At 48.2% G+C, this 23,421-nt stretch carries 11 protein-coding genes, 4 tRNA genes and 3 rRNA genes; 2 read left to right on the forward strand and 16 right to left on the reverse strand.

All coding sequences use genetic code 11. From position 1 onward, the window contains the following. Positions 1–8: 8 nt before the first annotated feature. The 4 genes from UNDKW_RS27120 to UNDKW_RS27135 form a co-directional block, all read right to left on the reverse strand. A complete protein-coding gene (locus tag UNDKW_RS27120; protein WP_162061308.1) occupies positions 9–779 on the reverse strand; it encodes a thiol:disulfide interchange protein DsbA/DsbL in 771 nt (256 codons plus the stop codon). Between the two features lie 72 nt (positions 780–851). Next, positions 852–1,490, reverse strand: coding sequence for an SPOR domain-containing protein (locus UNDKW_RS27125; RefSeq protein ID WP_162061309.1), 639 nt, complete (start codon positions 1,488–1,490; stop codon positions 852–854). Between the two features lie 52 nt (positions 1,491–1,542). Further along, on the reverse strand, positions 1,543–3,255 hold the full coding sequence (gene argS, locus UNDKW_RS27130; RefSeq protein ID WP_162061310.1) for an arginine--tRNA ligase: 1,713 nt from the start codon (positions 3,253–3,255) through the stop codon (positions 1,543–1,545). 158 nt (positions 3,256–3,413) lie between these two features. Beyond that, the gene (locus tag UNDKW_RS27135; protein WP_162061311.1) at positions 3,414–3,944 is read right to left on the reverse strand and encodes a DUF6622 family protein; all 531 of its coding nucleotides are present in this window, start codon (positions 3,942–3,944) and stop codon (positions 3,414–3,416) included. Positions 3,945–4,151: 207 nt separating this feature from the next. Between UNDKW_RS27135 and UNDKW_RS27140 the strand changes: the two genes are divergently transcribed. Next, positions 4,152–5,060, forward strand: coding sequence for a recombination-associated protein RdgC (locus tag UNDKW_RS27140; protein WP_162061312.1), 909 nt, complete (start codon positions 4,152–4,154; stop codon positions 5,058–5,060). Between the two features lie 777 nt (positions 5,061–5,837). Here the strand turns inward: UNDKW_RS27140 and tenpIN are convergent. From tenpIN to UNDKW_RS27190, 10 genes are all read right to left on the reverse strand, one after another. Beyond that, the gene (gene tenpIN, locus UNDKW_RS27145; RefSeq protein ID WP_162061313.1) at positions 5,838–6,314 is read right to left on the reverse strand and encodes a type III toxin-antitoxin system TenpIN family toxin; all 477 of its coding nucleotides are present in this window, start codon (positions 6,312–6,314) and stop codon (positions 5,838–5,840) included. A 976-nt stretch (positions 6,315–7,290) separates the two neighbouring features. After that, positions 7,291–8,436 carry a plasmid recombination protein gene (locus tag UNDKW_RS27150; protein ID WP_162061314.1) on the reverse strand — a complete coding sequence of 382 codons (1,146 nt, stop codon included), beginning with the start codon at positions 8,434–8,436 and terminating at the stop codon, positions 7,291–7,293. A gap of 219 nt (positions 8,437–8,655) precedes the next feature. Beyond that, on the reverse strand, positions 8,656–9,957 hold the full coding sequence (locus tag UNDKW_RS27155) for a phage integrase SAM-like domain-containing protein (RefSeq protein ID WP_232063140.1): 1,302 nt from the start codon (positions 9,955–9,957) through the stop codon (positions 8,656–8,658). A 77-nt stretch (positions 9,958–10,034) separates the two neighbouring features. Then, positions 10,035–10,111: transfer RNA gene (locus UNDKW_RS27160), tRNA-Asp, on the reverse strand. Between the two features lie 32 nt (positions 10,112–10,143). Next, positions 10,144–10,219, reverse strand: a tRNA-Val gene (locus UNDKW_RS27165). 200 nt (positions 10,220–10,419) lie between these two features. After that, positions 10,420–10,532: ribosomal RNA gene (gene rrf / locus UNDKW_RS27170) — 5S ribosomal RNA — on the reverse strand. A gap of 244 nt (positions 10,533–10,776) precedes the next feature. Beyond that, a 23S ribosomal RNA gene (locus tag UNDKW_RS27175) occupies positions 10,777–13,648 on the reverse strand. 413 nt (positions 13,649–14,061) lie between these two features. Beyond that, positions 14,062–14,138: transfer RNA gene (locus UNDKW_RS27180), tRNA-Ile, on the reverse strand. 26 nt (positions 14,139–14,164) lie between these two features. After that, positions 14,165–14,240 (reverse strand) — tRNA-Ala (locus UNDKW_RS27185). Between the two features lie 89 nt (positions 14,241–14,329). Continuing rightward, a 16S ribosomal RNA gene (locus UNDKW_RS27190) occupies positions 14,330–15,858 on the reverse strand. The 16S, 23S and 5S rRNA genes sit together here with 4 tRNA genes alongside, the layout of an rRNA operon. Positions 15,859–16,865: 1,007 nt before the next feature. On the opposite strand from UNDKW_RS27190, the gene UNDKW_RS27195 reads away from it, so the two are divergent. Then, on the forward strand, positions 16,866–17,786 hold the full coding sequence (locus UNDKW_RS27195; RefSeq protein WP_162061316.1) for a cation diffusion facilitator family transporter: 921 nt from the start codon (positions 16,866–16,868) through the stop codon (positions 17,784–17,786). A gap of 130 nt (positions 17,787–17,916) precedes the next feature. Here UNDKW_RS27195 and UNDKW_RS27200 read toward each other — a convergent pair whose 3' ends face one another. Together UNDKW_RS27200 and UNDKW_RS27205 are read right to left on the reverse strand one after the other, a co-directional pair. Beyond that, the gene (locus UNDKW_RS27200) at positions 17,917–20,691 is read right to left on the reverse strand and encodes a DUF1631 family protein (RefSeq protein WP_162061317.1); all 2,775 of its coding nucleotides are present in this window, start codon (positions 20,689–20,691) and stop codon (positions 17,917–17,919) included. Positions 20,692–20,813: 122 nt separating this feature from the next. Beyond that, positions 20,814–23,414 carry a DNA topoisomerase III gene (locus tag UNDKW_RS27205; RefSeq protein ID WP_162061318.1) on the reverse strand — a complete coding sequence of 867 codons (2,601 nt, stop codon included), beginning with the start codon at positions 23,412–23,414 and terminating at the stop codon, positions 20,814–20,816. Between the last annotated feature and the right edge of the window lie 7 nt (positions 23,415–23,421).

Here is a 23,421-nt window from a genome sequence, read left to right on the forward strand (position 1 = left end):
ATTGCTACTTATTTCTTTTTGGCTGCTGCCTTGGCTGAAGCCGCTGAACTGGCCGAAGCTGCAGAACTGGCTGAGGCTGCAGCAGGTGCCGCTGCTGGTGCGCCACTCTTCTCTTTTTGTATTTTGGCGATCAGACTATCGAGCACCTGTATGACTGCGTGGTTTTGTATTTCTTCTGTCACCCTGGTCATGGTCGAGACGGCCAGCACTGGTGAAGTCACAAAGCGGCCATCAATGGCAATCGACGGTACACCGTCAATCTGGTAGGCACTTGCCAGCTGGGTCGCGCGGCTGAGCTTGCTGGTGATAGAGAAAGAATTGTAGATATCAGAGAATTTTTGCTTGTCCAGGCCAGACTTGGCAACGAATTCCATGATGTTGGCATCTGTTTGCAAACGGTTGTGATCGACGTGGTAAGCATTGAACGCCTTCATATGGTATTCATCTGCCTTGCCCATTGCTTCCATGGCGAAGTAGAGTTTTTGCTGTGGCACCAGATCGTGGAAATTCACGTGGATGCGCTTGAAGGAAATATTGTCGCCCTGCTTCTTCACCCATTCTGCCAGCAAAGGTTCCAGCGCATAGCAATGCGGGCAAAAATAGCCAAAGAATTCAATGACTTCAATTTTCTTGCCACTATCAACAGGTTGAGGGCGTTTCAAAACCTGATATTCGACACCAGGCTGCGGGGCAGTCGGGCTGGCATTGACGGCACCAACCACGAGAGACAGGCCAGCCAGCATGAACATGCGGCGTTTGATTTGACTGAAGAATTGCATCACGTTTCCTTTATTAATCGCTTTTTGTACGCTTATTGCACGCTCATTGCACGTTGATTATTTACCGGTCTGTTATTTGACTGTGCGAACCACGGCCACATCCACACTATTCTCAGACAAGCGGGAACGGGTACGGTTCATTGTTTCGAGTTGAGTGTATGGGCCAAGGCGCACATGGTACATGGTGCCGGCGTCTGAATTTTTTTCCACAATACGTGCTTCAAAACCAATCAGTGCCAGCTTGGCACGGCTGTTTTCTGCTGCCACCTGTTCCTTGAACGCACCAACCTGCAAAAAGTAGATATATTTTTCGTCAGTATTGTCCGCCTTGGCTGCAGCGGCAGCTTCTGCCCTCTCTGCTTTTTCGGCAGCTTTTTCTGCTGCCGTTTTTTCTGGCGGTTTGACTTCTGCGGGTTTGACTGGCGGCGCTACTGTTTCTGCCGGTTTGCTGGCAGTCAGTTCCTTATTGGCCTCTTTGGCAGCATCCTTGTTGCCATACAGCGGCTTGTTGGGGTCCTGCAATTGCGTCAGGGGAATGTCTGCCTTGTCCGATTTACCATTTTTATTGGTGAATGGCGTCGATGACTTGGTAATCACCATGGCCACGCCCACTGCAATAGCCAGACCGATTACCAGGCCGATGATGATGCCAGTCAGGGTGCTGCCGCGCTGGCTATTCTTTTGTTTTGGGGCGTTCTGTTGAGATTTCATGCGTCTCCGACGTGTTTTATGAGCTTGTTTGATTAGCTGAATATCTACTGACTTACATTTTGTTAGGCGCGGATACACCTATCAATGCCAGACCATTACGCAAGACCTGGCGGGTTGCCAGCATCAGTGCCAACCTGGCCAGTTTGGTTGCTTCGTCATCCACCAATACCCGTTCGGCATTGTAATAACTATGCAATTCACCTGCCAGGTCACGCAGGTAAAAGGCAACCTGATGCGGGCCCAGTTCATCCAGGGCCTTTTCCAAAGCTTCAGGATACTCTGCCAGCTTGGCCAGCAAACTGGCTTCGCGCGGTGCGGTCAATGGTGACAGATCGACATTGGCCAGCGGTGTAAAAGCGGCTTCGTCCGTCGCATATTGCGCCAGTACCGAGCAGATACGGGCATGGGCATACTGTACGTAATACACCGGATTCTCATCTGAACGAGCGAGAGCGACATCGACATCGAACACGAATTCAGTATCCGCCTTGCGCGAAATCAGGAAAAAGCGCACGGCATCACGGCCACGCTGCTCATCGCCACCACCTGACCATTCAATCAGGTCGCGCACGGTCACATAAGAACCGGCACGCTTGGAGATCTTGACCTCGGCACCATCCTTCATGACGGTAACCATCTTGTGCAAGATGTAGTCGGGATAGCCTTGCGGTATGCCTACATTCAAAGCCTGCAGGCCGCCACGTACCCGGGCTATGGTGCCATGATGGTCACTGCCCTGGATATTGATGGCCTTGCGGTAACCACGTTCCCATTTGGTGACGTGATAAGCCACATCCGGCACGAAATAGGTGTAAGTACCATCTGACTTTTTCATGACGCGGTCTTTGTCGTCACCATAGTCGGTCGTACGCAGCCACAGCGCGCCTTCCTGCTCATAGGTTTTGCCTGCGGCCTTCAGGGCGGCAACTGTGGTCTCGACCTTGTTGTCTTTGTACAGCGAAGACTCAAGATAGTAATTATTGAATTTGACGCCAAAGGCCAGCAAGTCTGCATCCTGCTCACGGCGCAGATAGGTCACGCTGAAATGCCGTATGGATTCAATATCATCGACATCACCACTGGCTGTGACAGGTGCACAATCACCGGCAGAAACGGTTTGTTTCGCCAGGAAATCCCTGGCGATATCGGCGATGTAGTCGCCGTTATAGGCAGACTCTGGCCAGCCAGCTTCGCCGGGCGCAGAACCCTTGGCACGCGCCTGTACGGACAGGGCCAGATTATTGATCTGCACACCAGCATCGTTATAGTAAAACTCGCGGCTGACATCGTAGCCTTGTGCATCCAGCAAGGCAGACAGGGCATCGCCCAGAGCACCCTGGCGGCCATGGCCTACATGCAGAGGGCCAGTAGGGTTGGCAGAAACAAATTCAACCACCACTTTTTCACCAGCACCACGCTGGCTTTTGCCGAATTCTGCGCCTTTTTGCAAAACTGTCGTGACCACTGCCTGCTTGGCCGCAGCAGCAAGACGGATATTGATAAAGCCAGGACCAGCGATTTCCACACTGGCAACCAGCGGACTATCTTGTGCTTCTACTGCTGCAACGATGGCCTGTGCCAGTTCGCGCGGATTCTTGCGCAGCGGCTTGGCGATCTGCATGGCGATATTGCAAGCTGCATCGCCATGGGACGGATCACGCGGGCGCTCCAGTGCTATCGTGGGCTTGAGCTCGGAGCCGACCAAGATAGGTTCAACTGCGTTCTGGAATAGTTTCAGTAATTCTTGTTTTTGTTCAGCTAGCATGGCACGCAATTTTTATTGTATTTTGACAATAAATAAAATAAGGACAGGGGACATTATACTGTCTCACCCTGCCCCTGTCTGAGATGCCGCAAGCGAATCTTGCATCTTCTTGTTACGAATTACTACTCATCCTCCTGCTTTTGCCAGACGATTGCGTTTTAAACCGTAGCAGAGCGGGTAAATACTGCGTTGGAAGACATTGCTTGTTTGTACATGATCAGGACACGCAGCATTTTGCCAAGGAACAAACCGTTGAACAGGCCGAACAAGGCAGTGCTGATAACAGCGAACAACATGTTGCTGTGCAGGGCAGGATTCACGTGCAAAGCCACATTGACAACATACTTCATGACAAAGATGGACATCATCATGACCAGCGGACCCCAGCTACCACGGTAAAACACGGTGCCCTTGTCAGCCAGGATGCGGACGTTCTTGTCACTGACCATGTTCCAGGACACTGCCGCACCGGCTGTCATGGTTGCCAGCCATGCTGCCATTACCACAGGATCAGCGCCGAAACCGGACAGTATGCCTTGTACCGACAAGGCCAGCATGACCAGGGGAATGATGACCACTGCCCTGACTGTCAGTTCGCGATCGACGCTGGACTTGATGCCGCGGTAAGCCAGAAAGCCGAGGATTGCCCATACATACATTGGTGTGCCGCTGATGATTTGGTTCAACATGATGATCTCCTTGAATACTGTTTAGTGGGGTTTAGCGTTATTTCGCCGGTTTGTTTTGCTGCGATGGAAGAAGTATTGCAAAGCTGATCTGCTCTGTATGCCAGAAAGCGACGAAGCGTTGGTTCTTGCCGCGAAAGAGGTGTTTTTGGTCGTGAGTGGCCCAGCGCAGACGTGTAGAATGCTAGGTTTTCTTCGTCTGGATACGCTATGTGGTTCAAGAATCTGCAAGTTTTTCGTCTGACAACTCCCTGGAAGATCACTGCCGAGGAGTTGCATGCCCAATTGTCACGCATTGCGTTTTCACAATGCGCCTCGAACGAGATGCAAAGCCAGGGCTGGGCATCGCCTCGCAATAATGACCAACTGGTACATAGCGTCAATCAACAATTCCTGATTTCGCTGGCAACAGAAAAAAAACTGCTGCCTTCCAGTGTCATTAACCAGGTCACCAAGGCCCGAGCGCTGGAAATAGAAGAAGAACAAGGCTTTGCACCTGGCCGCAAAGCCATGAAAGACCTGAAAGAACGCATCACTGAAGAATTGCTGCCACGCGCCTTTGGCGTCAAGCGCAATACCAATGTGTGGATAGACCCTGTGAACCGCTGGCTGGTCATCGATGCTTCGAGCCCATCCAAGGCGGATGAAGTCATCAAGCTCTTGCTGAAGTGCTGCGACAAGCTGCCACTGGAAGGCTTGCGTACCAAGACTTCTCCACAGGCAGCCATGACAGGCTGGTTGGCCGGCAATGAAGCCCCCAAGGGTTTCACGATAGACCAGGATACTGAACTGAAGTCTTCTACCGAAGACAAGGCCACCGTACGCTATGTACGCTACACACTGGAACCGGATGATATCCAGAAGCATATTACCGCTGGCAAACAATGCACCAAGCTGGCGCTGACCTGGGATGACAAAGTCAGCTTTGTCCTGACCGACACATTGACAATCAAGCGCATCAAACCGCTGGATGTACTCGATGAAAGCAAGGATAAGGGTAGTAATGAAGAAGAACGCTTTGATGCAGACTTTGTTCTCATGACTGCCGAACTGGCCAGTTTGCTCAGTGATGTGGTGTTTGCTTTAGATGGTGAAATGGATAGCGCTCAGGCTGCTTGATGAGCTGACGCTTCTTGCCCTACAAAACCCCCGCTCAGGTAATTGGGCGGGGGTTTTGTTTTGTGCGCAGCATTTACTATAGGCCGAAGACCTATCAACACAGAGGTACGGGCGCAGGAAAAACTGCTTGCAAGCAGACTTCGTTACGCAAATGAACGGAAATAGAACGACACGTGCTCTCTGCTCTTACTCTGTTGTTTGGGTTTCTTATTTTATTTCTAGATCGCAGCGCTTCCTCGCTGTAGTAGGGTGCGCCGTGCGCACCGTTTTACCATCGCTCAATCGTTCTCTTAGTCACGCCACACGGTGCATCAACCAACGACTCTAGGCTCCAGCCTGCGCTGGAGCGACGAAGTTTCGGCTAATTCTTTCATAACCTCGACGGCTAGCTACTAGCATTCCCGTTGCTGTTGATGAAGTATTGGAGCAGTAGCTGGAGGCTACCGTGCTGGCGCATACAGCGGTGTTCATGGATCAAGGTAGATGCTTGCCTGGATTGCAGGAAAATGCGGACGAAAAAAAAGACAAGCGATGCTTGTCTTTTTTCTTGAAACTGGCGGAGCGGACGGGGCACTGTAAAAATCTCACCCTCCGAATTTTTCCACCAATAGAATCAAGGACTTAGCAACATTATTAATAAAAGGAAACAGAAAAACTCTTACCATTTCTGTTACCACTGCTAAACGAGGAAGAATTTTAGCAGTGTTTCTACAATTATTGTATCTATCAAATAAAAAATGCACTTACTCACTTTTTCATAGGGCATTCCCTATTGTGCTAAATTTCCAACTCAGCATGATAATTTTGAAGGGTTGTGTGCCTATACTCAATGCTATTAAGAATATTTGAATCAGGCTTCCTTACCGCACTTATGTATTTCTCAACATATTTCTCAAACTTCTGTGCAATATAAGGCTGCTTCGCCACCAGTTTATTATGCTCTTCAGCAGGAATCTTAAATACTTCTGTCGAAATGTAGGCGGGATCTGAAATGAGAAGTGCTTTTGAAAAATCTAACCCTTTGCCATATGGAGGAGCATTACCGACTGAGGGATTTTTTTTTGTTAAGTATGCAGCCTTATGCCTAATATTGCTTCTGAGTGGTATTCCAAAAGTCAAATTTTTTATAGAAATGAGAACTATTCCATACCCTCTAATTTTGCCAGCTTCCCATACTCCACCAATATTATCAAGAACCTGAACCAAATGGGTATGATCTGCATAAAAAGTTGAATCAAGTTTAAGAAGCTGCATGAATATGCTTTCGATAGACCAAAAAAAACCCCTTTCGGGGCATTTTTTGGCAGTTATTTCTGTTTGAATATTTTTACTATTTTACGTGGGGCTATTCTACCGCCACAATAATTCTGTTTGGAGACTTATATATTTTACGTGGGGCGTTCCTACCTCCACAAACTGCAAGAGAACTATGCCACATAAACAAAACATTGTCAAGTCTAATTGGCATACCAAGTTATAACGAACTCTCGAAAAAAAAAGCACTATTGAAAAGTAATGAATTCCTATTATTTTTTGTTCCTTGTAAAAAACCAGTCATTTTGACTGGCTTTTTATTTATATCACATACTTGACAATCTAAAGATTTTCAATATAAATATGATAACAGTTTCCCTACTGGTGATTCAATCATAATTGAAAATCGTAGATTGTCAAGACAGAATAAAGATTAAATTGCCTTAACGAAAATTGTTAAGGCAATTTTTTTATTCGTCAATTAAGTTTCTCGGTTCGGAATATTGCCAATGTAGATGGTGGACAATAGATAGCCCAGGTTAAAAATATTCAGTAAATACTGATAACTGCAAATGGTGAACCTCCACAATAAGCGACATTATTTTTTTAATGAAGTGGCTAGAACGGTAATCAAGCAAAGCCACAGGGAAGTCAATCAGAGGAACCCCGCTTGAGCAGTATTAAGACTGTGAATCCTCGAAACTGGAAAGCTTAATAAATTTCAGTCTGGTGCTATGTGGTTAGCCCCAGTAAAGACCTCAAGTTCAAATTTTTAAAATTTGTCCTTTGGGTAAGTCTTTGCTGGAACCGTGTGATAGCACGGTGAACAGCAAAGACACAAACAAGACCGATAGGTCTTGTTTACAGCATTTATATTATTATTTTTATATTTATTTATATTAATACCATATCAGCAAAGAAGAACTCGTTAGAGATTTACGATAGTAAATAAAAAGGGAACGGCTAAAAAATTACATTATTTTTTGTATTTTTGGGAATTATCAGGGGTTTTACCAAACTTTTTTTCATACCATTTCAAAGTATCAGCAAGGTCCTGAACTCTTTCCCTTTCCTTATCTAATTCTTTATTCAATTCTTCAGTTTTAGCCTTTTGTTCTGTAATCTGGTTACTCACATTCGCAACTCGTTTATCAGCCCATTCCTTCGCTTGTTTTTTATATTCTTCAGCTTTCTTTTTTTCTTTTTCAGCAGATTTTTTAATCTGCTCCAATTCTTCGGTCACTTCAACACTTGGCTTATGCCAAGCAGATAAAACACCCGTCATTACACTACCAATTTTTGAACCGAAACTTAGAGCATTTTTTTCTGCTAATTCTATTATTTCATTCGCTTTATTTTCTGCTTTGGCAATTCCTGCTTTATAACCCTTTTTCATATATTGTTTTGCTACTGCCTTGGCATCTGCAAAAAATCTAGCTTGTGCTTTTTCTGCTTGCCACTCACCGCGAGTTAATCTTCTACGACCTGGGCCTAACCTGGTTAATCCGTGTTTCAATGCTACCTTATTAGAATAATCGTCTTGAATATGTCGCATTGATTCAATATAGGCAAGATTTTGAGCACCAGCATTTTTACCTTCTTTTTTAGCTACATTTTTGGCTTTAATACCTTCGTGTATATCGTCAAATCGTTCCCCAATTCTGGGCACTACTGTGAAATGTAAATGTGGGTGTGATTCGTCCTCATGAACAACAACACTTTTTAATCTGTCACCATATTTATTTTTTAACCATTTCAAAGTATCTTCTGCAAATTCTGGGAAACTATCTTCCATTTCACGAGGAAGACTTGCCACCCCGACCAGAGCAACCATACCGTCTTTTCTTAATTTTCTGCCAATAGAATCGGTTGCACTTTCTGCCCACTCTTCTGCCATAGGCAACACTTCCATAGGTGGAACACCGTAAAGTATTCCTGGTTTTCGTGGTTCTTGGATATGGGGACAAGCTTCTTCTATACGAGCTTGCTCCTCCAGAATTTGACGAAGACTTTTAACTTGTTTTGTTGTGGTTATTTTGTTACCGTTCTTTTTGGTAACTGTTTTAGTTTGCTTTGAACCTTCACGAGCATAAGCATCAAAATGGATAAATTGATAGGACATATTATTATATTTTTGTTATTATTTAATATATCTTTTTCTATCTCCTTGTCAACGAATCGGCTTTTAATTTTGCTTGTATAGTGAACCGACTATACTTATTGCATAAGTGTCGGTCCTGCGGAGCTAAAACCAAATCAAAACCAACAGCCAAACCTTAAGGGTTTCACCCTTAAAATCCCGTTCCGAATAAAAAAATCCAGCTCAAGGCTGGATAATTTTTTAATCGGTTTGAGGTAATTTTTTCATCATTTCACTTTCAGGAATGAGCTTTACCGTTCGCAATAATTTAAGTTGTTGCTGGAGAATAATTTCAGCCAATTTATCCACACTAAATTTATTTGAGTAAGTTGCTACATTCACCGATTCAATTTCGTGCCCAAAAAATTGGCACCGTGGTTCATAAGCAATTTCATTTTTCATAAAATAATCATTCAGAAATTTTCTGAGTGAATGAAAAACCAACTTACCCCGATTAATTTTTAATTCAGCCAAATGTCGAGCAAATTTTTTACCGACTGCATTTCCTGAGCCCTTACCTTCACGACTCACATATCTGAAAATAAAATCCTCTTTTGAATCAAGGTAATTTTTGAAATCATTATCAAAAATCTGACTCGGTAAAGGAATCTCTCTTTTTCCTGCTGAAGTTTTAGAATCGCGAATTACAATAAAATTATTATAGTGTTCCGAAATTTGAAATTGCGATTTTGTCAGTGTCGTTATTTCTGAAATTCTGCACCCAGTAATTAACCCTAACAGCAACACATAATAATAATCAGGGTCAGATTGTTTCTGCTCCTTATAATAATCACTGGTAAAAATCTGTTTAATTTCCTCTACTTCAAAAATCAAATAACCGTCTGACAATTTTTGTCTTTTCGTCATTAATGACATATTTTCAGCAGGATTTTTCTGATTCAAGAGATACCCCTGTTTAATTGCAAAATTTAATAATGCTTTAATGTAGCCAATTTTCCCGTCAATGGTCCGAGGAACATTTCCCTTACTTGCTAAATATTCTTGAAATCGGGTTATATCTCCAACCTGAATTTCAGAGATATAACATTTCAATTTAAAGAAAGCTTCAAATTCTTTTACGGTATTTTTGTGAGCCAATATCGTGGCAGGTTTGACTTTTTTCAGTAAAAAATATTTGTCTAATAATTCCAACAGAGTCAGGGATTTCGTAGAAGGAAATGGACTGGCTCGCCCAGGTCCTTCCGATATATGGGGTTGCTTTTGACTTTGATTTTGACTTTCTCGCATAAATGCCATTGCTTCTAATAATCGCTGGTGGTCTTCAGGACCATCCGATTTAGCAATACCCCTAGACAGGTCCAGTTCGTATTTTTTTATGTTTTTGAAGTCAATATCCATTTGAATGCATTCAAGTAGCCTAGAGGCTCTTATGATAGCAATTTGACGGTCTGCTGTATGTAATGACCGTTTAAATTGCTTACCGTGAATACGGGTATGGAAATAATAAGAAGAATTTCGGAAATAAACTGGCAAATTGAGCATAGATTGCTACCAAATTTGCTACCAGCCCAAAATGAAAAGGTCTTATAACTCATTGAATTATAAGACCTTCTTAATACTGGCGGAGCGGACGGGGCTCGAACCCGCGACCCCCGGCGTGACAGGCCGGTATTCTAACCAACTGAACTACCACTCCGAAACTACTTAACCGTTCTTGCTGTTTATCTGTGGTGGGTGCTGAGAGGCTCGAACTCCCGACCTACGCCTTGTAAGGGCGCCGCTCTACCAACTGAGCTAAGCACCCATATTCTTGCCTAGTCAGATAAACTTGATGTGTGTCACCACATCAACAGAAGCAAAATTATACTTCATCTTTATGCTTCTTGTCTAGTCTTTTTCCTGGCTATTTCACTAAAATCTGCGTAACCGCTTACAAAATCGACTATTCTCACTTAAAAGCAAAACCCCCACACAATAGCTTGTGTGGGGGTATGCGGAATAAAAGCCTGACGATAACCTACTTTCACACTGGTTGCAGCACTATCATTGGCGCGTAATCGTTTCACGGTCCTGTTCGGGATGGGAAGGGGTGGTACCGATTAGCTATGGTCATCAGGCATAACTTGTTGATTCGTTGATCGCTACGTTGTTTTGTAGCTGGCAACAAATCCAATTCAGAAGAAGTTAAGTAGAGTGTGCGATCTTATTCGCACTAATCAAATTTGTTTTGTTACCCCAAGCGAGACCATCGCTTGAGGTAGTGGTTGTGACTGCTGTCGAACTTGCCTGCTGTTTCCACAGCTAGCACATTTCGCAAACGCTTCACAATACTTGTCGTAGCCTATTACCTGCTAAGGTTATAGGGACAAGCCTTACGGGCAATTAGTACTGGTTAGCTTAATGCATTACTGCACTTCCACACCCAGCCTATCAACGTCCTGGTCTCGAACGACCCTTTAAAGAGATCAAGTCTCTGGGAAGTCTCATCTTAAGGCGAGTTTCCCGCTTAGATGCTTTCAGCGGTTATCTCTTCCGAACATAGCTACTCGGCAATGCCACTGGCGTGACAACCGATACACCAGAGGTTCGTCCACTCCGGTCCTCTCGTACTAGGAGCAGCCCCCTTCAAACTTCCAACGCCCACGGCAGATAGGGACCAAACTGTCTCACGACGTTTTAAACCCAGCTCACGTACCACTTTAAATGGCGAACAGCCATACCCTTGGGACCGGCTACAGCCCCAGGATGTGATGAGCCGACATCGAGGTGCCAAACTCCCCCGTCGATATGAACTCTTGGGAGGAATCAGCCTGTTATCCCCAGAGTACCTTTTATCCGTTGAGCGATGGCCCTTCCATACAGAACCACCGGATCACTATGTCCTACTTTCGTACCTGCTCGACTTGTCAGTCTCGCAGTTAAGCACGCTTATGCCATTGCACTATTAGCACGATGTCCGACCGTACCTAGCGTACCTTCGAACTCCTCCGTTACACTTTGGGAGGAGACCGCCCCAGTCAAACTGCCTACCATGCACTGTCCCCGACCCGGATAACGGGCCAAGGTTAGAACCTCAAATAAACCAGGGTGGTATTTCAAGGATGGCTCCACGCAAACTGGCGTCCACGCTTCAAAGCCTCCCACCTATCCTACACAGATCGATTCAAAGTCCAATGCAAAGCTACAGTAAAGGTTCATGGGGTCTTTCCGTCTAGCCGCGGGTAGATTGCATCATCACAAACATTTCAACTTCGCTGAGTCTCGGGAGGAGACAGTGTGGCCATCGTTACGCCATTCGTGCAGGTCGGAACTTACCCGACAAGGAATTTCGCTACCTTAGGACCGTTATAGTTACGGCCGCCGTTTACTGGGACTTCAATCAAGAGCTTGCACCCCATCATTTAATCTTCCAGCACCGGGCAGGCGTCACACCCTATACGTCCACTTTCGTGTTTGCAGAGTGCTGTGTTTTTATTAAACAGTCGCAGCCACCAGTTTATTGCAACCCCTTCGTCCTTCTGCCGCAGGGCAGTCAAACTACAAGGGCGTACCTTATCCCGAAGTTACGGTACCAATTTGCCGAGTTCCTTCTCCCGAGTTCTCTCAAGCGCCTTAGAATACTCATCTCGCCCACCTGTGTCGGTTTGCGGTACGGTCTCGTATGACTGAAGCTTAGAGGCTTTTCTTGGAACCACTTCCGATTGCTTCGTGAATTAATTCACTCGTCTCAACCCCTTGAATTACGCTGCCGGATTTGCCTAACAGCCTTCTCCAGGTTAAAAACCGACTATTCCAACAGTCGGACAACCTTCCGCGATCCGTCCCCCCATCGCATCATACGACGGTGCAGGAATATTAACCTGCTTCCCATCAGCTACGCATCTCTGCCTCGCCTTAGGGGCCGACTCACCCTGCTCCGATGAACGTTGAACAGGAAACCTTGGGCTTACGGCGTGGAGGCTTTTCACCCCCATTATCGCTACTCATGTCAGCATTCGCACTTCTGATACCTCCAGCAACCTTTACAAGTCACCTTCGCAGGCTTACAGAACGCTCTCCTACCATATCCATAAGGATATCCGCAGCTTCGGTGTATAGCTTAGCCCCGTTACATCTTCCGCGCAGGACGACTCGATCAGTGAGCTATTACGCTTTCTTTAAAGGGTGGCTGCTTCTAAGCCAACCTCCTGACTGTTTTAGCCTTCCCACTTCGTTTTCCACTTAGCTATACTTTGGGACCTTAGCTGGCGGTCTGGGTTGTTTCCCTCTTGACACCGGACGTTAGCACCCGATGTCTGTCTCCCAAGCTCGCACTCAACGGTATTCGGAGTTTGCAATGGTTTGGTAAGTCGCGATGACCCCTAGCCATAACAGTGCTCTACCCCCGTCGGTGATACTTGAGGCACTACCTAAATAGTTTTCGGAGAGAACCAGCTATTTCCAAGTTTGTTTAGCCTTTCACCCCTACCCACAGCTCATCCCCTAATTTTTCAACATTAGTGGGTTCGGTCCTCCAGTGCGTGTTACCGCACCTTCAACCTGGCCATGAGTAGATCACTTGGTTTCGGGTCTACACCCAGCGACTGATTCGCCCTATTCGGACTCGATTTCTCTACGGCTTCCCTATGCGGTTAACCTTGCCACTGAATGTAAGTCGCTGACCCATTATACAAAAGGTACGCAGTCACGGAACAAGTCCGCTCCTACTGTTTGTATGCACACGGTTTCAGGTTCTATTTCACTCCCCTCCCGGGGTTCTTTTCGCCTTTCCCTCACGGTACTGGTTCACTATCGGTCGATATCGAGTATTTAGCCTTGGAGGATGGTCCCCCATGTTCAGACAGGATTTCTCGTGTCCCGCCCTACTTGTCGCAAACTTAGTTCCACACCGATGATTTCATATACGGGGCTATCACCCTCTATGGCCGGAGTTTCCAATCCGTTTTATTATCAAAGATGCTAAATCTTGCAGGCTCTTCCCATTTCGCTCGCCACTACTTTGGGAATCTCGGTTGATTTCTTTTCCTGTAGCTACTTAGATGTTTCAGTTCGCCACGTTCGCTTTGCAACCCTATGTATTCAGGTTGCAATGACCTTACGGCCGGGTTTCCCCATTCGGAAATCTGCGGATCAATGTGTGTTTGCTCACTCCCCGCAGCTTATCGCAAGCTACTACGTCCTTCATCGCCTGATATCGCCAAGGCATCCACCATGTGCACTTAGTCACTTGTCCCTATAACGTTAGCTTCTGGTGTCTGTTATCGAATCTCTTCAATCCCAGGTTCATCACCAAAAACCGGTTATAGTTCTTTACTACTTATGAGTATTACTTTAGCGTTTGCCGTATCTCAAGGAATTTGATTTTTTCTAAAACTTGTCTTTCGACAGCTTTTTCAAACTCGCTTTTTAATACTATGTTTGTTCGATACAATCACAACCCTTCCATAAATTCGATTAGCTCGTCATTGCTGACTCACCAACCTCTCTTTACAGAAATAATTTTGATTATTTCTACTTTACTTCTTCTAAATTGTTAAAGAACGAGAACTACTTATTACTATGTCTTTCGCTTTGAAAGTACAAACCTAAATCTCTGTGCTCTATTCTTACTATGCACTGACTTACGTTTGCACTGTCGAGATCTTGTGGTGGGTCTGGTTGGGCTCGAACCAACGACCCCCGCGTTATCAACACGGTGCTCTAACCAACTGAGCTACAGACCCGATTCCTATTACTTCTACCAGAATCTTGGTGGAGGATGACGGGATCGAACCGACGACCCCCTGCTTGCAAAGCAGGTGCTCTCCCAGCTGAGCTAATCCCCCTTTTCGGGAACATGATCTCTTACCTGTGTTCTCTGTTCATTATCATTAACAGTCAATAAGTGTGGACACTTAACTACGCGCTACTCTAGAAAGGAGGTGATCCAGCCGCACCTTCCGATACGGCTACCTTGTTACGACTTCACCCCAGTCACGAACCCTGCCGTGGTAATCGCCCTCCTTGCGGTTAAGCTAACTACTTCTGGCAGAACCCGCTCCCATGGTGTGACGGGCGGTGTGTACAAGACCCGGGAACGTATTCACCGCGACATGCTGATCCGCGATTACTAGCGATTCCAACTTCATGTAGTCGAGTTGCAGACTACAATCCGGACTACGATACACTTTCTGGGATTAGCTCCCCCTCGCGGGTTGGCGGCCCTCTGTATGTACCATTGTATGACGTGTGAAGCCCTACCCATAAGGGCCATGAGGACTTGACGTCATCCCCACCTTCCTCCGGTTTGTCACCGGCAGTCTCATTAGAGTGCCCTTTCGTAGCAACTAATGACAAGGGTTGCGCTCGTTGCGGGACTTAACCCAACATCTCACGACACGAGCTGACGACAGCCATGCAGCACCTGTGTAAAGGTTCTCTTTCGAGCACTCCCAAATCTCTTCGGGATTCCTTCCATGTCAAGGGTAGGTAAGGTTTTTCGCGTTGCATCGAATTAATCCACATCATCCACCGCTTGTGCGGGTCCCCGTCAATTCCTTTGAGTTTTAATCTTGCGACCGTACTCCCCAGGCGGTCTACTTCACGCGTTAGCTGCGTTACCAAGTCAATTAAGACCCGACAACTAGTAGACATCGTTTAGGGCGTGGACTACCAGGGTATCTAATCCTGTTTGCTCCCCACGCTTTCGTGCATGAGCGTCAGTGTTATCCCAGGGGGCTGCCTTCGCCATCGGTATTCCTCCACATATCTACGCATTTCACTGCTACACGTGGAATTCTACCCCCCTCTGACACACTCTAGCCTTACAGTCTCCAATGCAGTTCCCAGGTTGAGCCCGGGGATTTCACATCAGACTTATAAAACCGCCTGCGCACGCTTTACGCCCAGTAATTCCGATTAACGCTTGCACCCTACGTATTACCGCGGCTGCTGGCACGTAGTTAGCCGGTGCTTATTCTTCAGGTACCGTCATTAGCATTCCGTATTAGGAAACACCGTTTCTTCCCTGACAAAAGAGCTTTACAACCCGAGGGCCTTCTTCACTCACGCGGCATTGCTGGATCAGGGTTGCCCCCATTGTCCAAAATTCCCCACTGCTGCCTCCCGTAGGAGTCTGGACCGTGTCTCAGTTCCAGTGTGGCTGGTCGTTCTCTCAAACCAGCTACTGATCGTCGCCTTGGTAGGCTTTTACCCTACCAACTAGCTAATCAGATATCGGCCACTCCATGAGCACGAGGTCTTGCGATCCCCCGCTTTCATCCTTAGATCGTATGCGGTATTAGCGTAACTTTCGCTACGTTATCCCCCACTCTAGGGTATGTTCCGATATATTACTCACCCGTTCGCCACTCGCCGCCAGGTTGCCCCGCGCTGCCGTTCGACTTGCATGTGTAAGGCATGCCGCCAGCGTTCAATCTGAGCCAGGATCAAACTCTTCAGTTTAATCTCTGTTTTGTGTTCATTTCTGAACTGTGTCATGTGACTGACACATCGCTCACTCAAAATACTGACAGTTCAATGACTCATCTCTGAATCATCGTCTTGCTTTGTTATTTCTTGTGAACACTTGCTATATTATTTAAGCATTCCATTCAACCTAGATCGAATGGTGCGCTTCACCAAGTGCCCACATTTATTGACTGTTAATTGTTAAAGAACCTAAATCTTTTCTACCTAACCGGACTACTTATTCATCCAGTTTTGCGTCGCAGCGTTGTGTGCGTCAGCAGCAGAGAAACGAGATTATGAAGCACTTATTCGCCGCTGTCAACACCTGCAACTCATTTCGTTTTGTTTCGTTCTTGCGAACTAGCTAAACTGTTGCAAACTATTCACAGCAACCAGATCTTTCCGCAGCTTTTAACTTCTCCGCTCAATCTCCAGCTTTGCTTCATTTCTCACCCGCTCTTCAGCGGGAGGCGAACTATAGCAAACTTCCCCTCCCCTTTGCAAGACCCTGGCGTAAATTATTTAGGCCGTTTATAGAAAGGCAAAATCAATAGGTGCGCTGCGCGCACCTATTGATTTTTTGAGGGGGGCGTATTGCTTCGTAATGCGCTTTACGGATTAGCACCGGGCGACGCTGGGCTCCTGCTTGCGCAGGAGCGACGGGTTCGAGGGCTATCTATATAGCGTTGATTTCGCTGATCGACCGGAACTCATCCTCACCCTAAGCCCTCCACTGCGCCGCTCACAGGCGGCTTGGATTCTGTCGGCGCAAAGCAGGCTTTGTGAAACCCCGACGCCATCTCCTTGAAAGGGAAGGAGTTTTACGGCTTCGCGACATATCTGCATCGCCTCATGGCTGAAAGAATTTATCGGGACAAACAGCCCTCTATATATGTATCCACCAAAAACAAATTCTGCAAAGGCAAACATTCAGAATACCTGATTGATTATTTGCAGAGAAATCAAGTAAGGTTAGGTTTTTCTCACTTTTAATTATTCTCATGTCTGCGAATTCAGAAGGTTCTACCAAGGCGATTTTTTATGCGCTGGGTGCCAATGGCGGTATTGCCCTGGCTAAGTTTGGCGCGGCCATCTTTACGGCATCGGGGGCCATGCTCGCAGAGGCGATCCATTCCACGGCTGACTGTATCAACCAGATCTTCTTGCTGGTGGGTTTGAAGGAGGCCAAGCGGGCACCAGATGCATCTCACCCCATGGGCTATGGGCGTGTCGTTTATTTCTGGGCAATGATGGTGGCTTTGTTGTTGTTCTTTTTGGGTGGTGCGTTTTCTGTTCTGGAGGGCGTGGAGCGCCTGAAACATCCTGAGCCACTGAAGAACCCTATTGTTGCTCTGGTGGTGCTGGGTATTTCTGTCGCCCTGGAAGCCTTTTCACTGTATGGGGCAATGCTGGAGATACGCAAGATAGCCGGTGGCAAGTCTTTCTTTCGCTGGTTCCGCGAGACCCGTCAGTCTGAATTGATGGTGGTGGCGGGTGAAGATATCGCTGCCCTGGCTGGCCTGGCTGTGGCTTTTGTTGCGGTGGTGCTGTCAGTAGTAACCGGCAACCCGATCTGGGATGCGATAGGCTCTATCGTCGTGGGTGTACTCTTGATGGCGGTGGCATTCTTTGTCATCAGGGAAGTCAAGGCCATGATTACCGGTGAGTCTGCTGCGCCAGAAGTCAATGAGGCAATACGTGCTCATATAGAAAGCCATCCGCATGTTGATCACGTCATCAATTTGATTACCTTGCAATGGGGTGAACAGTTGATGATCGCAGTACAGGCAAAAATGCGCCCCCAGGGTTCTGACCAGGCGTTGATTACTGCCATCAATGAAGTGGAAGACGGCATACAAAGCAACTGGCCGCAGGCGAAGTGGTGTTTCTTTGAGCCGGACATCGATAGTACCGACGACTAAGAACATGTTTGCGATCTTACTGCGCGAGCGTGATCGGGCCTCATGCGCTGCTCTTCAACCCGCTGACGCTCGCTCGCTACAGATCGTAAACACGTTCTAAGCAAAACGATCAGTCTGAAATGTGCGGGTCTTATACCCGCACATTATCAACTTCATCAGCAGATCTGAGCAGTGTGTGGATGGCGCGTTCAAACAAGGGCTCGTCTTCAACAAATCGCAGTCTGGCTGTATCCAGCAATTGACACAGGACGCGTATGCTGAGTACCGCAGGGAAGTCCTCCCCTTTGAGACTCAGCACGACATACATCAGATTCGGATCTACCCAGCGCAAACAGGCTTTGGCATTGAGCTTCTCGGTTTTGATATCGATCAGAGCACCGCAGACTATACGCTCAAGATAGGCTGGATTGAGCTCAGGCTCAGCAGGTGCATCAGCAACAATCGCCGTTTCAGTTGGCAGCTCAGGCCTCTGCACTTCCTTGTCCAGCATCCTGGTATGCAAACCCAGTTCCGCGAACACGCCTTGCTGATAAATCTCCCTGGCAAATTCATAATGATGAACTTCGGAATGCTCTATCGTATCTGGTTGATTGGTAAATTGTTCAAAGCGTTCATGCATGGCAGGCAGGCTCAGACCTTGCGGTTTTTTGCTGTCTGCTGCCGGGCGCAGGGCCTGGGCATGGGCTTCTGCCAGCCAGTTCAATAGCTTTTGTTGCCTGGATTTTTCCAGTTCCATCAGGTCCATGCCATGGCGCAGTGTACCCACCATGGTAGGCAGCATGGACGAGAGCAGGTTGCGGTCGTCGTTATCGAGTTTGGGGGAAACACTCCACAACAAGTCCGGTACCAACAGGCGATAACGCCTGGCCAGCAGAGCATCGGTTCTTTCAGCCGCTTCTATCGCCCTGACCCATTCTTTCCTGAGGAAGCTGCGGAACGACATCTCCACATTCACTTTGGGCATGGCCTTGTTGATCGCCACAGCGATGCAGGCGAAGCGCATGAAACGGATCTCGGCTTCACCCAGGGCTTTTACGGTGCGGTGTATGTGCTGGTTATTGGTACGCAATTCACGGGAAATAAAGGTTTCAAACCTGTTCTGTATGCGTGAAAACAATTCTGGTACATCACTGTCATGCCGCATCAGGGTCTTGATGATGCGGGCAATTTCTTCTGTTACGTGGTTATCGACATCACCGATTTGCTGGGCACTATAGGCGATCGAGCAAATCCGGTTCAATAAAAGACGGGCCGGATGTTTGCCATCACTGAGCAGATTTTTTTCTTTCAGGGCCAGTTGCAGGATCAGGAATTGCAGACGTCCCAGGCTGATACGTATATTAAAGGGCACCAGTTCATCACAGAGCATGACTTCAAACAGCATGGCAACCAGGTCTATGCACATCTGTTCTTCAGTATCCTTGGCCAGACTGTACAAGGCGTCCTTGTGTTCGCGTATCAGATTACGGATTTCGCCCTTTTCATCCTTCATGGCTGAACTGTCAGGCACCATGACCTTGTGCATTTGCCCCAGGACCTTTGACAAACCCATGCTCATTTCTGGCGGCAGGGCTTGTGCTTCCACCCTTTGCTTTAACTGGCTTTCTATATTCTGCAGATGCGAGGCGACCAGGGCAGCTGGCACCTGTATAAGATCATTGCTACGCGGGCCTGCCGAAGCTGCTAAACCAGAATGGGCAAATTGGCCAGTGCGTGCCTGAGCACCTGCCTGGGGTGAACTGCTCTGGGGATTCTCCCTGGCAGTAAACGGAATGGCGCCTTCGCTATGTTTATCCCTGTGCTGGCTGACGGGAGAGACTTCGCCAAAAGCCTGTCTCAATACACCACCCAGTGCCCTGTCGCCACTCAGCCAGGCTGGCCCGGCATTGGCGGGGGGACTGCCTGGCGATGGCATGTCAGCATAGGGATTGGGTACTGCCGCCTGCATGCCGCCTGCATGTTGTGCAAGTACGGGAGTCGCGGCAGGCAGTGACAGCGGTTTGCCGCGTACGGTCTGGAATAATTGCTCAAGGCGCACGCCGGGGCTGGCCATGGATGTTTGTTGCGCCGCTGGGAATGCGCCCTGGTTCTGTACCTGGGCCTGTCCCTGACCTGCCTGCGCACCAGGGAACACACCGGCCTGCATGGTGGAGTAAGCACCTTGCCCGCCCCCAGCTCCGGCACCGCCGGGGCCACCTGTACCACCGTAGCCACCTTGCCCGCCAGCGGCCGGGCTGCGAGTCTGCAGTGATTCAGGTGCCTTGCTGATCTTGAGTGCCAGGTTGGCACTGATACCTTGGCGTTCGAGTGCAGAATTGGCCGCTTCATAGATGCCAGCCATGGTGGAGGCAAAGGTTTCACCGAGCTGCTCGATGAGGATGGCTTCGTTTTCTTGCGATAATTTCTGTTCTTCTACCGCCAGGAAAATACAGCGTGCCAGCAAATAAGGCCGGAAGGGGTTTTCCCTCTCGCGTATGTCATCTTGCCCAAACAAGACCGCAATACGTATATTCAAATCCAGCAAGGCTTGTCCTGCCTTGTCGCGGAAATTCTGCGTCATTTCATTAAAGCGCAGCGTGGTCTCGAAGGTGGAAGAATCGAGCAAGGCCAGCTCAGTCGCTTTGCCCAAGGCAGAGGCGGGCCGGAAAGTGCTATAAGCCGTAGTGATACTGCGATCCAGCAATTGCACCAGATGGACAGGCATGGCACGGGAAATGGCATCCCATTTTTCTGGCAGGATGGCACGTGCATTGACAATGCGGCTTTTGTCAGCCGATGAAGTACCGCTGTAATTCGCCTTGGTCAGCAATGCTTCCAAAGCTTCGGGCAGAATGCCGGGTACTGCATGATTAAATGCATGAGTAAATTCAGCGCGAGCACTGGATAAGGACTCGTTTGCGGCCATGTGCACCCTATATCTAGAAAATCACCTTTTAACAATACGCGAAAATGACGGACTCTGCCAGGAAAGTGCCAGGTCAGGCACTTTCGGCGTGGCACTTACTCTGATTCAGGCAAGATCAAAGTTCAGGCTGCCTTCTTTTTCCTGACTACGGCTTTTTTTGCCGGGGCTGCCTTGGCTTTCACTGCAACTGCGGCTTCTGCATCTGGCTCGGCCTTGGCCTTGGATTTGCCAGCAGCCGGGGCCTTGGCCTTGCGCTCTTCAAATTCAAAACTGACCTTGCCATCCTTGCCGCGCACGAGGAAAGCCTTGAACGGGCGGCGGGTACGTTGTGAAATAAAGCCTGGCAACAAGTCTGTCTTGCCATCATTCAACAATTTACCCATTTGCTCAGGCAGTATCTCTTGTTGCAGGATAATACGGCCACTGCGGAAATCGCAAGCCTTGGGTTTGGCCATGGTTTTTTCACAGACATAGGCCAGGCCCATTTCATAAACTCCGCTACCACATTTTGGACAAGGTCCGAGCGAAGTTTGTTCGGAAAAATCGACCGATTCTCCATCTTCACCTTCGTCCTGGTTTTGGCCAAAATCAAATTCCAGCTTCAAATTACTGTGTTCAGTGTCTGGTACGATCTTCAGGATGGCTGCAAATGGGCGTCCCATCTTGGAACGGAAGCCTTGCAGCGGGCCTATTTCACGCTTGGCCAGTAATTCTTCCACTTCAGCCACTTCAAACTGGCGGCTGCCTGGTGTCTTGCTCATCGAGAATTCGCACTTGGTACAGGCGAAACGACGGTAATTCTCTTTGACCACGCCGCCACAGTTGGGGCAAGGTGTATGCAGGGTCGCATAATCACCAGGGATGGTGTCGTTATCGTATTCCTTGGCGCGCTTGACGATGATCTGGGTCATCTGGGCAATTTCGCGCATGAATTCTTCACGGCTGATCTTGCCTTTTTCCATTTGCGACAATTTATATTCCCACTCGCCGGTCAGTTCAGGCGAGGTCAATTCATCGACCCCCAAACCGCGCAGCAAGGTCATCAACTGGAAGGCTTTGGCGGTAGGCATCATTTCACGGCCTTCGCGCAGCAGATACTTCTCGTTCAGCAAACCCTCGATGATGGCAGCACGAGTGGCTGGTGTGCCCAGGCCCTTGCCTGCCATGGCTTCACGCAAGTCACCATCATCGACCAGTTTGCCAGCGCCTTCCATGGCAGACAACAAAGTCGCCTCGCTATAGCGTGCAGGCGGTTTGGTGACCAGGCCATTCGCAGTAATCTGCTCTGTCAGGACCTTCTCACCTTTGGCCACTGGTACCAAGGTGCCCTTGCTTTCGCCGTCTTTTTCTTCCAGGCCATCCTTGCCGTAAATCGCCAGCCAGCCAGCGCTGGTCATGACCTTGCCTTCAGTCTTGAACTGATGGCCAGATACTTCAGTGATACGGGTCGTTACCTGGAATTCTGCCGCCGGGAAGAACACCGCAAGGAAACGGCGCGTTACCAGGTCATACAGCTTTTGCTCAGGTTCAGACAAATTCTTTGGTGCCAGGCCAGTGGGGATAATCGCAAAGTGATCACTGATCTTGGTATTATCAAAGATGCGTTTGTTCGGCTTGACCCAGTTGTTTTTCAATATCTGCGAAGCGAACTGATGATAATTATTGGTCTCAGAGATGGTGCTCAGAGTCTCTTTCACCGTAGGCAGATAATCTTCTGGCAAATGGCGGGAATCAGTACGCGGGTAAGTCAGTACCTTGTGCTTTTCATACAAGGCCTGGGCCAGACCCAGGGTATTCTTGGCAGAAAAGCCGAAACGGGCATTGGCCTCGCGCTGCAAACTGGTCAGGTCAAACAGGGCTGGCGCGATTTGCGTCGCTGGTTTGGATTCTTCGGTGACACTGCCCTGGCGGTTACGGCAGGCGGCCACAATGGATTCGGCAGCGGCCTTGCTCCACAGGCGCTCAGCCTTTTTCTCAGGATCGTGTTCGTCTTTCTTGAACTGGTGGTCTTGCCAGCGGCCTTCATAAATTCCGGCAGCACAGACAAATTCTGCTTTTACTTCCCAATAATCGCGGGAAACAAATTTTTTGATCTTTTCTTCGCGCTCTACCACGATGGACAAGGTTGGCGTCTGCACGCGGCCAACGGTAGTCAGGTAAAAGCCACCTTCCTTGGAATTGAAGGCCGTCATGGCGCGGGTACCATTGATGCCGATCAGCCAGTCTGCCTCGGAACGGCAACGGGCTGCATCGGCCAGAGGCATCATTTCTGCATCGCTGCGCAATTTCTGGAAGCCATCGCGTATCGCACCAGTGGTCATGGATTGCAGCCACAGACGGCTGATTGGCTGCTTGGCCTTGGCATTCTGGGCAATCAGACGGAAAATCAACTCACCTTCGCGGCCCGCGTCACATGCGTTAATCAGGCCAGTGACATCCTTGCGCTTGATCAGCTTGTTCAATACCTTCAGGCGTGATTCAGTCTTGGCAATCGGGTTCAGGGCAAAATGCGGAGGGATCATCGGCAGATGGGTAAAGCTCCATTTGCCACGCTTGACATCGTATTCTTCTGGGACGGTGATTTCCAGCAAATGGCCTACGGCTGACGACAGTACATAATTGTCTGATTCAAAATAATCATCATGCTTGGTGAAGCCACCCAGCGCTTTCGCTATGTCATTAGCGACAGAGGGTTTTTCGGCAATGATGAGCGTTTTTGTCATTTCGGGA

The organism is Undibacterium sp. KW1 (assembly GCF_009937955.1).
GTDB lineage: Bacteria > Pseudomonadota > Gammaproteobacteria > Burkholderiales > Burkholderiaceae_D > Undibacterium.